This is a genomic window from Methanomassiliicoccales archaeon (assembly GCA_038740345.1).
Taxonomy (GTDB): Archaea; Thermoplasmatota; Thermoplasmata; order Methanomassiliicoccales; family UBA472; genus JAJRAN01.
Genome location: JAVYMA010000034.1, coordinates 1 through 10,494, shown reverse-complemented (window position 1 = coordinate 10,494; position 10,494 = coordinate 1). Strand labels below are relative to the sequence as shown.

Annotated in this window: 10 protein-coding genes; 2 read left to right on the top strand and 8 right to left on the bottom strand. The window is 40.2% G+C overall.

The genetic code is table 11. The features are described from left to right. Positions 1–778: 778 nt before the first annotated feature. Complete coding sequence (locus tag QW520_08555; protein MEM0449853.1) at positions 779–1,738, bottom strand: pantetheine-phosphate adenylyltransferase; 960 nt, start codon at positions 1,736–1,738, stop codon at positions 779–781. 5 nt (positions 1,739–1,743) lie between these two features. After that, on the bottom strand, positions 1,744–1,947 hold the full coding sequence (locus QW520_08550; GenBank protein MEM0449852.1) for a DUF2116 family Zn-ribbon domain-containing protein: 204 nt from the start codon (positions 1,945–1,947) through the stop codon (positions 1,744–1,746). A 103-nt stretch (positions 1,948–2,050) separates the two neighbouring features. Between QW520_08550 and QW520_08545 the strand changes: the two genes are divergently transcribed. Further along, positions 2,051–3,214: an FprA family A-type flavoprotein gene (locus tag QW520_08545; GenBank protein ID MEM0449851.1), complete on the top strand. Its 1,164-nt coding sequence runs from the start codon at positions 2,051–2,053 to the stop codon at positions 3,212–3,214. On the opposite strand, the gene trmY is transcribed toward QW520_08545, so the two are convergent. The 6 genes from trmY to gvpD form a co-directional block, all read right to left on the bottom strand. Then, a complete protein-coding gene (trmY, locus tag QW520_08540) occupies positions 3,215–3,808 on the bottom strand; it encodes a tRNA (pseudouridine(54)-N(1))-methyltransferase TrmY (protein ID MEM0449850.1) in 594 nt (197 codons plus the stop codon). Next, positions 3,805–5,148, bottom strand: a complete 1,344-nt coding sequence (locus QW520_08535) for a signal recognition particle protein Srp54 (protein MEM0449849.1) — start codon at positions 5,146–5,148, stop codon at positions 3,805–3,807. The genes trmY and QW520_08535 overlap by 4 nt, the downstream gene beginning before the upstream one ends. Positions 5,149–5,408: 260 nt before the next feature. Next, the gene (locus QW520_08530) at positions 5,409–6,278 is read right to left on the bottom strand and encodes a phosphoserine phosphatase (protein MEM0449848.1); all 870 of its coding nucleotides are present in this window, start codon (positions 6,276–6,278) and stop codon (positions 5,409–5,411) included. A 106-nt stretch (positions 6,279–6,384) separates the two neighbouring features. Then, complete coding sequence (locus QW520_08525) at positions 6,385–6,891, bottom strand: winged helix-turn-helix domain-containing protein (GenBank protein MEM0449847.1); 507 nt, start codon at positions 6,889–6,891, stop codon at positions 6,385–6,387. A 33-nt stretch (positions 6,892–6,924) separates the two neighbouring features. Further along, positions 6,925–7,269: a helix-turn-helix domain-containing protein gene (locus QW520_08520; GenBank protein ID MEM0449846.1), complete on the bottom strand. Its 345-nt coding sequence runs from the start codon at positions 7,267–7,269 to the stop codon at positions 6,925–6,927. Positions 7,270–7,401: 132 nt separating this feature from the next. Further along, complete coding sequence (gvpD, locus tag QW520_08515) at positions 7,402–9,003, bottom strand: gas vesicle protein GvpD P-loop domain-containing protein (GenBank protein ID MEM0449845.1); 1,602 nt, start codon at positions 9,001–9,003, stop codon at positions 7,402–7,404. 213 nt (positions 9,004–9,216) lie between these two features. On the opposite strand from gvpD, the gene purB reads away from it, so the two are divergent. Next, the coding region (purB, locus tag QW520_08510) for an adenylosuccinate lyase (GenBank protein MEM0449844.1) at positions 9,217–10,494 on the top strand (1,278 nt) is incomplete at its 3' end.

The following is a 10,494-nucleotide window of genomic DNA, read 5'->3' as shown; positions in this document are numbered from 1 at the left end:
CCATGTTTGATGGTTTTATGAAAAGTAAAGGGAATTATAGACACTTAGATGACAAAAATCATACGTTTAACAATATCATCACAAATATCTTGCAACTTAAAATAAGGAGAAATAATTGTTATTATAAAAGGAGAAATTTGTATGTTTATAAATCAAAGACAAATAATTTAAGGTTTTTAAAAAATTTTAAAAATAAAAAATCTAAAATTTCAAATAATTTATGCACAATGAAGAACATATTTATATTTATATAATTTAATATACTTCTGCCATAATGGCAAGGGATGGGATTGGTACGTGTCGTTATAGATATCGGAATAATCTTTGTGCTCATGGCTCAATAGATAGTAAAGAATGCAAAGGAGAGGAAAATTGCTCATTTGGAAAAACTGAATATCTTCATCATCACGGCCATGAGTGCTCGAAAGAACAGTGGTTTGGCCTCTATTGCGCTAAATACCAAAGATTTTATTGCGCTGGTTCGGAAAATTGCTCTTCTTTTGATCAATATATCACACATTTGAATATTGCTCGACAAAGTCAATTGAGGTTTTAAAATGAAATGTGATTATATGGATGCAAAGGGAATTTGCCGTGGTCCTTATGACGGCTTTGGGTGTATAAAAGATAAATGTCTAGCTGATCGAACGGTTAATTGTGAATTTAATGAGCAGGGGTTTTATTGCCGCAAATACAAACGTTTTGAATGTATAGGGATCGTTAATTGTAAAACATTAGATGACTATCTATGTTTTGTTAAAGAAAGAAGAGAAAGAGCTCATAATTCAAAATAAAGCTCTTTACGAATTCGAGGTATCATGGCTGCTAAGATGGCCTGCTCATTTATTTCGGTTTGCTGAAGCATGCCATTAGTCAAAAAATTGACTTCTTCTACGTCAAAATATGATTTTTCTAATCCAAAGGATTCGTGGAAAGCCTGAGAAACACTAAGACCCTTGCTAATAAGTTCACCGATTAGAGGCGGATACTTAAAACCTGACCCATGACCTATAGTTATCCTGTTCATTCTGTCCACTATAGCGCAGAATTGGACTTTGAAAACGTCGCTATTTCTTTTAAATAATCCATCCTCAAGTCCAATACCGTAGTCAGCAGTTCCTATGCATTTGCGAGCGTACTCTATTGTCAATCGCTCTACATCATCTCCCCAAGGCTCCGAAGATAAGCGCGTACTTATCCTGACACCTTTTACTTCAACATTTCTGTATAGACGAGACATGACATTTTGTACTGCCTTCAACTTTGCAGGATTTTCAGAGCTTACGGACACTCGTATGGGTCGCAGCATTTTTCCTTCAGTGTCTATTTCTCCTTGAAGTATTCTTGAAGAACTGATAGGCGTGCAATCATCTGCAAGCACATAGCCTATTCTATACAATTGAAGTTCAGGTAAGCCTAGAGCTTTCCTTCGACTAGAATAATCGCTTGCCTCTATCCAACGCTCAGGTGACACTACCAAACCGATCAAGTCGGGGTCGCTCAATAAATTTCCTGTTGGGTCATCAATTATATTTATTGAATACGGTTTCCCTTTAGAAGCAACATAATCTCTGACTGCAGAAATCCTGATATTGAGAGGAATATGAAAGCGCTTATTTTTTGTAACATAATCATCTGACATTATTCCAATTACAACTTCATCGCCAACGGCAAACGCTTTATCTAAAAGAGCACGATGCCCTTTATGAAGTACGTTAAAAGTGCCGCCTACTGCCACTTTTCTCATATACCTACATATATTAATGCAAGTATGAGTATGATGAAGGTTGCTATATACAAAATTATCAACTGTCTTTTCTTTTTTTGCATTGTATTTTCGTATTCTTCTTTGCATTTTTCAGAGCATTCCGTGCCATCACCAATGAAGGCTTTTCCACATTTTCTACAGTGTTTGTGCTGCGCAATTTTTTCGATCATCCAGGGCATTCAATCTTTTACGCCTTTTTAATCTTGACGTTTATTCTTAACGCATGTTTAAATATCGCGATATTCTTTCAACTTTGAAAATACCATGCATGAAATTATAGAGTTGGCGGCAGGAGTCTATTGGGTAGGAATAAGACATTGGGAAAGACGATTATTCGATTCTTTAATTCCGCTTCCTTCTGGAACAACTTACAATTGCTATCTTTTAACTGGAAAAGATAAGATGGCCTTGATCGACACTGTAAATCCAGGATTTGAATCTGAACTCAAGACAAAATTGTTACAGATGAAAGCCTGGGGAAAAATAGATTATGTGATAATGAACCATGCTGAACCCGATCATGCTGGAGCTGTACCGTTCGTTTTAAATGAAAACCCCCATGCAAAACTCATTTTGACAAGTAAAGGAGCTAAGATGGCGAAGATAATGTATGGGATAAGTGATGACAAAATGTCCATCGTGAAGGAAGGGGATAGAATCCAACTTGGAGAATTAACCCTTCGCTTTATAGAGGCACCATTTCTTCATTGGCCCGAGACGATGTTCACTTATTTGGAGGAAAGTAGAGTGTTATTTACCTGTGATTTCTTTGGAGCGCATAATGCAAATGGGGTCTACTCTGATGAGGTGGAGGACTACATGCATTATGCGAAGAAATACTTCGGAGAAATCATGATGCCATTCTCTAAAAATGGAAAATCTGCATTGGAAAAAATATCTGGACTGGATATCGCTTTAATAGCGCCAAGTCATGGCCCAATGCATCGAGATCCTTTACTAATAATATCAGCTTATTTATCTTGGACTGGGGGAAAGACAAAACCAAAAATCGTGGTATTTTATGTTTCAATGTGGGGCGCAACAAAAGCAATGGTGGACGTCTTTTGGCAAACATTATCAAAAGAGGGCGTTGAAGTAGTAGTTTATGATCTCACAGTCAGTGATTTAGCTACTATGGCTGGTGATCTAGTCGACTCTTGTGGAATAGTTCTAGCAGCACCTACTGTTTTAAATGGAATGCATCCCTTAGGACTTCACGCTGCAAACTTAGTAAAAATCTTAAAACCGCCTGCTCGTTTTGCAGCAATCCTCTCTTCTTACGGTTGGGGAGGTGGCGCTGTAAAGCAGGCCGCGGAAACATTAGCACCGCTCAAAATGGAGATATTGGGTACGATAGAAGTCAATGGATATCCTATGAAGGATGATATTTGTAAAGTTGAGCTTTTAGCTAAAAAAATGGCTCAAACAGCTAAGGAGTCCATTTAATCACTTTTGTCCTTCTCTCCGATCTAGCTCATTATTGACTATAGTTATGCAATGATCTGCGTGATAGGATTTCGGGCCGAGGGATATAACCTTTGGGTTGCAAGCTAGCAAAGCTTTTTCTTCATCCATCGTTAGATCATTATCGTCTCCAAGTACAAATGTAACATCATTCCCGAAATGGAAATTTCGCACATCCTCGCCACTCTCCTTAAGATATATTATCTGGGATTTTCCAGAAAGGCTGTTAAGAACTTCTTGATAACTACGGTTAGATATATAAATGCCAGGTGATGACCTTTCTTCCAAGATCACTTTTTGCATCAATGCATTGCGTAGGAGAGCGGCCGTCGATCTCTCGTCCGGATTCAAGTATTTGAGCTCAGCTCCTACCAACCTTATGGTTTTTGGTGGATTTGGTGCTCCTTGCAGGATCAGAAATATTTCTGCATCACGTCTTATATCATGAGAAATAAAGAAGGTGGAATTTATACAACGTAGAAGAATATCCAACCTCCCTGTTCCGCCAGCCAAATCATCTAATTTAAAGTCTCCGGAGGTAATAGCTCGATGACCGATAACTATAAAGCGCCTCACTGCGACCCTCCAATATTGCTAGATTCTAGCTGTTTCAACATCTGACGACGCAATTTTCGGTTTCCCATAAGACCTTTAACAGCTCGTTTGGAAGTATTATATTGATGTAATAATGCTCTTACTTCCTTAGGGTCTACTCCTGCTCCTCTCGCAATCCTCATAACTCTAGAGGATTTGATTATTTTTGGATCTTCCATTTCTTCCTCTGTCATTGAATCCATAATAACACGAAATATCGCCAAGCGCTTTTGTGTCTCCTCAACATTGATCTTTTCTGTTAGACCCATACCAAAGCCTGGAAGCATGGAAAGGAGTTTCTTAAGGGGCCCCATGTTCGTAACCATTTCCATCTGCTCATACATTTCCTTTAACGTAAAACGACCAGACATTATCTTCTTGGTAGTTTCAAGGGCTTTTTCCTCAGTTATCGTTTCTCTAGCTCTTTCCAATAAAGTCTGTATATCGCCCATTCCTAGAAGTCGGGATATGAATCTTTCCGGATTGAAAGGCTCCAGATCTTCTAAATGTTCGCCGGTTCCTATGAATACAATTGGCGCTTGGGTCTTGGCAACCGCGGATAGCGCGCCACCTCCTTTTGCTGACCCATCCATTTTGGTCAAAATTACGCTCGTAACACCCACGGCCTCATGGAATGCCTGGGCTTGTGTCCCAGCCTGTTGCCCTACTGATGCATCCAGTACCAGAATCCGCTCCTCAGCTTTTGCTATTTCTGCCACTCTCTTTATCTCTGCTATCAATTCATTTTCCAGGGCGTGTCTTCCAGAAGTATCTATAATTTTGACATCCATGGCATGAAAATATTCTATTCCTTTCTCTACGATTTTTGCCGCATTTTTCTCGTCAGGAATACCGAAAACGGGGACGTTTATTTTTTCTCCTATTTGTTTAAGTTGTTCATATGCTGCAGGACGATGTACATCTGCAGCAATTATACCAACTTTCAAACCGCGTTTATGGAGATATCGCGCCAATTTACCTGTTTGGGTGGTTTTTCCTTGGCCATAAAGGCCTACCATGAGAATAGTTTGTTTTCCTAACGAAAGTTGCTTTGGTTTGCCTAAAATTCGTACCAATTCTTCGTATATTATTTTTATAATATGCTCTCTGAGTGTCATTCCTGATGGTGGTTTCTCATTAAGTGCTCTTCTTTCGACCTCTTTAGTCAGATTTAAAACCAATTGAACGTTTACATCTGCCTGCAATAAAGCTCTTTGAATATCCCTTGTTATTTCCTTAACTAGGATTTCGTCCACTTTATCGGCTTTGGCGATTTTTTTAAGGACTCCTCTGAGTGATTCGCCCAGCCCTTCCAGGACCATTAAGTCGTCACCTTATTCGCCCTTAAGCTGTTGCACTAATTAATTGTTGTCTCTTAAAAATGATTTACTTAAAAAAAGGGTTGGGAAGGGCTAGCCTGATCAGAAGGGATGGGATGCACTCTGAAAACTAGCCCAGACCTTCCCAATTCCTATTATTATATCTTTACTATATAAAGATTGCTTACTAACCCTCATGATTAATGTAGAGGATGAGTTTCAATAAGAAAAATAAATAAAAAATTGAGAAAAGCTTTTAAAAATTATAAATAGCCAGATTTTTGAAGTGCCATTAAATCTTCGGTGCTAAGCTTCTCACCTTTCTTGAATTTCTCAAAGATGCCTTCAGCCTCTTTCATGGCTTGAGTTTCTTCTTTCTTTTTGCGAGCTTTTCTCGCTTTCTGCTTTAGACCTGTGAGGATCTTATCGTAATCATGCACTTGACGGATGTGTTCGATGTGTTTTTTATGTTCCTCATCGGCCTTAAGTTTTGTTTCAATAAATTTCTCCTGAGCCGCATCTGCTTCCTTTCTTAGAGCGTCGGCCTGCTCGTAGAGCTTAATCATCTCATCATGTTCGGCTTGAGCTTTTTCAGCCAATTCACCTACTTGTTTATGGTAGGCTTCTGCCTTCTCCTTGGCCTCGCGTAACATTTTGATTGCATTTTTTACTTCTTCGTTCGCTTCCAGTGCTTTCTCTCTCTCTTTAATCTGTTTTTGCAATTCTGAAAGTTGTTCTATTAACTCTCTCTCTTTTTCAACCGTTAAAACAGAAGTCATCTGCTTAAATTCAAGGGCTTTCAATTCTTTTTTCAACTTTGCTATTGGAGGACCTTCACGAGGCAGATTAGTCTTTTTTAGGTTCGTGACAATCTCACTCAATTCATTGACTTTCTTATTCCACAAGTCACGTTGCTCTTTGGCCTCGCGGACTTGGATGTTTAAGGAATCCCGAATTTGGCGACGCTTCGCCGCCTCTTCGACTAGCTCACGAACCTTAGCGTTAAGCTCATCCCTTTTTTGCACCCATTTTTTAGTCTCTTCATTTAGCTCATCACGAAGCCTTTTGTGTTTTTCTGCCTCGTTGTTGTTGTACTGTCGCTTTTGTTCCAGTTCCTCCAACAATTCACTCATAAGTTCACGCTCAATCGTCTAACAGACACCAATAAAGCGAAACCACATACTGACTTCCATTTATAACACTTTCGTTAGCTGGAAGAGTTTTCGTGCCTATCCAGATTTAGACTCCATCATCTTTATCGAGCTCATCGAACTCTTCTTCACTTTCTTTAGAACGTCTTTTTTCCTTCTCATTTCCTTCTAATGGTATCTCGTGCCAGTCAGTGCCAAACTGATCAGCACCTCCCGTTTTGAGTTCGAATTTCACCCTTAAATGACCGTTGTCAAAGAAAACATAGGCCGATTTAAGCATGCTTAGGTAGTATGATACCCTTTTACCCTGCCGAGACAATCTTCGCTCTGTACATACCAAGAGACCTTCTTTCTCTAAATCTCTAATGCGTCTGTAACAAGCTGCAATCGGAATGTTGAAGGCTTCAGAAATATCCTGAGCGGACTTGGGAACCCTGATAGTGGCAACTAGAATCTTAACAGAATACTCGTCAGTCAACAACTGAGAAGTCCTTAAGAGATCTGCCCTATGAATTCCCCCATCCGTGAACCTCTGGTTATCCCGGGGGATAATGGGATTAGGCTTATATTTGCTTGACTCCACCCCCTGGTTCATTTTCACAGCATTAACCTAAAATGGGCTATTTTCTTAACTGGTCGCCTTTTCTTTTTCAATGTAATCAAGATCCGCCACAGGTTGAACTTGAACAATAAATCGACCGCGTTCGAAACAGAGTTGCAATGTGTCCACCGCGCACATATAATAACGGACCTTCTTTCCTCTATAAGCCTCCTCCTCACGAACACATTTTACCAGACCGATTTTTTCCATCTTCCCGACGCGACGATAGGCAACAGCTATAGGAATCTCGCATACACGCGAAAGCTCCTGGATCGACATTGCCTTGCCATAAGTGGCACTCATGATCCTGCCTGCATAAGCGTCGGCCATTAGCCGTGACATCTCTTGTTCTCTATGAATGCCTTCTTCCATGATATCTGCCACGGATTAATGTTAATAAAGTCCTTATTCCCTGGCTATCAAAAAAGATAGTATGTTCGCAATAAGCCAGAACGAACTCTCGTTATCTTTTGCTTAATTTTAGATAAATTTATTTTTTGAGCTTTAGACCATAGGAATGAGTCGGGGGACTATCCGCTCTTTGGCTGATTCAAAATCCAAGAAGTAATATGGTGACACTGGCTTCTGACCACATAGCATTACGGTACCTGCTAGCGATTCTAACTTTAGATGTGTGCGCGCTTGATGGGTCAGTTGCTTCAACGAGGCGGATGAGGATGTAGCCTCTGCTAAAACTACATTTCCTGCTCTTTTCATGGCTTCCATGTGGACGAAGATGTCTGGAAGAACGTTCACACCATACAAGGCCTCGAGAGAATCGAAACCGAGAATAGAAAGATAGGGCTCATTCGCCGATCTTGAGAGCATAAACTTCAGAGAATTTAGTTTTAGATCTTGAGCAGCATCTGCTCCTTCGATCACACTAACGAAATCATATTTTTTATCCACAGGAGCCTCATGGTCTAAAATCCTAAGACACCCGCTTAAAGCCTCTCTGGAAGTCAATTGTCTCATATGTCGGTCCAAAACTTCGTAGTTAACAGCAAAGAGAGGAAACCAAAATACCCCTCGACGTTTGCATAGAAAATCTGCAATAAGTGTATATTCTAATGCTCTAATAATATCTTGAGGCACGTTCTCCCCAATTTCTAAGAGAACAAGTGAACCTCGCCGCAACCCATTAAGTTCCTTATCTATGTTCTCATTGCCCATTGAGACCATGTCATTCCCTGGATCCTTTATTGGGGTGTGAGGTTCCATCTCATCGGGCAAATTGAACCAATTAGTCTCAAAAACCCTTAACCTGCCATCCACCAAAGTAAAATGATATTTCCACTGCTTCACCATTTGGCCTCTGAGCTTTTCTAACACCAGTTCTCTTACTCTTCTGCCATCCTTCTGAGAATTATATAATCTGACTACACCATCTCCAAGATAGTCATAGATATTCTTTTCAGATGTTTCCATTACATAAGCTATATTTGTACCTGAATGCTCTACCAAATCTTTCTGTAATGTGTTCATAATTTTTTGTGGAGAAATACCATAGTGTTCCGAAAGGGCATCAATTGAATCTAATACAATGAAAGTCTTATTGGGTAGATTTGCCTCAGCCATATCATAAGCCAGTTCCAGCTCTGGAAGCATTACACCTATATCCAGAACCATGCCGTCATCAGTCATCTCACCGGATACCGTCTCTGACTCGTCTCCCTCCCCAGATTCTATTTGGCCCTCTAACTTCATAAGCTCGGAGCGTACGACCATAGGACTAGAATTATCTGACCTCCCCAAAACCCTGAGGAGATCTTTGGCAACTTTAAGAGTTGAATCATGCTTATACTCCTCCATTCCTCTGAAGGATGGAGCCTGAGTTTTAGAGAGAAAAGCTTTACCAGCTTTTAATATGTCATGACGTTTGGCCTTCTCTTCTAGCCAAGGGAATTGTCGATAAAGTGCTGCATCAGAAACTCTGGTAGAAAGGTAATAGTCAGGCTGTTCGTTAGAGAGCTCTTCAATAAGTTGTAGCGCTAAAGTGGTCTTTCCTGTACCTGCATCCCCTTTGATGAGCAAAGAATGCCCACCTGGCGCACGAAAGAAATTAAGGAGTTCAACCGGCGTACGCCCACGATATCCCTCAATCATCGGAATCTTACCTTTGGCGAATATAACCAAAGATACTTCTTAATATTTTCCTACGCCTATCACTACTGGTAAAATGTGTATAAATTAAAATAATTTGAAATGGCCTTAAAAAGCACTAAGATTAGAAAATAGCCTGCATTCTTAATGATATAAATTTTTAAAGAGACTGATAGCCTTTATAGGTATCAGCTTATATTCCTCGCGGTTTCGCTTATGCTAATCTGCCCCTTGGATTATCGATATGGTAGAAAAGAGATGAAAGAAATCCTCAGCGAGGAGCAAAGATTGAGAGCACAGCTTAGGGTTGAAGGTTCCTTAGCACTAGCTCATGCTGAGATTGGTAATATCCCGAAGGAAGATGGTGAGCTTATCGCAAAAGTATGTTCTTCTGGTGAGATCAGTCTTGAGCGTGTAAAAGAGATTGAGAAGCAAACCAAACATGATGTAATGGCTATGGTTAAGGCCATAACTGAGAGAGCGGGGAAGGCGGGTAAATACGTTCACCTTGGCGCCACTTCTAACGATATCGTGGATACTGCTATGGCGCTTCAAATCAAACAGGCATTATGGCTCATTGAGCAAGATATCAAAAACCTGATAAATATCCTGGTTAAGTTAGCGGAATGCCACCGAGATACCTTGATGGTGGCACGTACACACGGACAATTCGCCATACCCACTACATTTGGATTTAAAATTGCTGGGTACGTTAGTGAGATGTTACGCTTTTTAGATAGATTGAATGAACTTAAGCCAAGAGTAATCGTAGGAAAGATGTCAGGCGCGGTTGGAACAGGTGCTGGATTCGGTCCAAACTTCTTCAAAATCCAAGATTTGGTCATGAAGGATTTAGGATTAGAAGTGGAGGAAGTGGCAACTCAGATTGTATGCCGAGACCGATATGCTGAGCTAGCATCGTTTTTAGCCCTTCTATGTACCGCATGCGAACGTTATGCTACCGAAGTTCGAAATCTCCAAAGAACGGAAATCGGGGAGGTAATGGAGGCATTTGACGAAAAAAATCAGGTGGGATCGAGCACTATGGCGCAGAAGCGAAATCCCGCTCTCTCCGAAAATTTGTGCGGTCTGGCTAGAATTGTAAGAGGATTTGTTTCAGCTGCCTATGAAGATATGATCCTGTGGCATGAACGCGACTTGACCAATTCGAGTGCCGAGCGATTTATTATTCCGCATATGTTTGTTTTAGCTGACGACATTCTTATAAAAACTGCCGAGATCTTCGAACATTTAAAGGTAAACAAAGAAAAGATGTTATTAAACTTGGAATCATCCAGAGGGATGATAATGTCTGAAGCTGTAATGCTCGCGCTTGTGTCCAAAGGAATGGGTAGGCAGGATGCCCATGAGGTCATAAGGAAAGCGACTTTAAATGCAGAAAAAAAAGGCGAGGATTTAAAGAAGGTCCTTATGAGAAGCAAGATTGTAAGGAAATATTTAAATCCTAAAGAATTGGACAAAATTATGGATTAT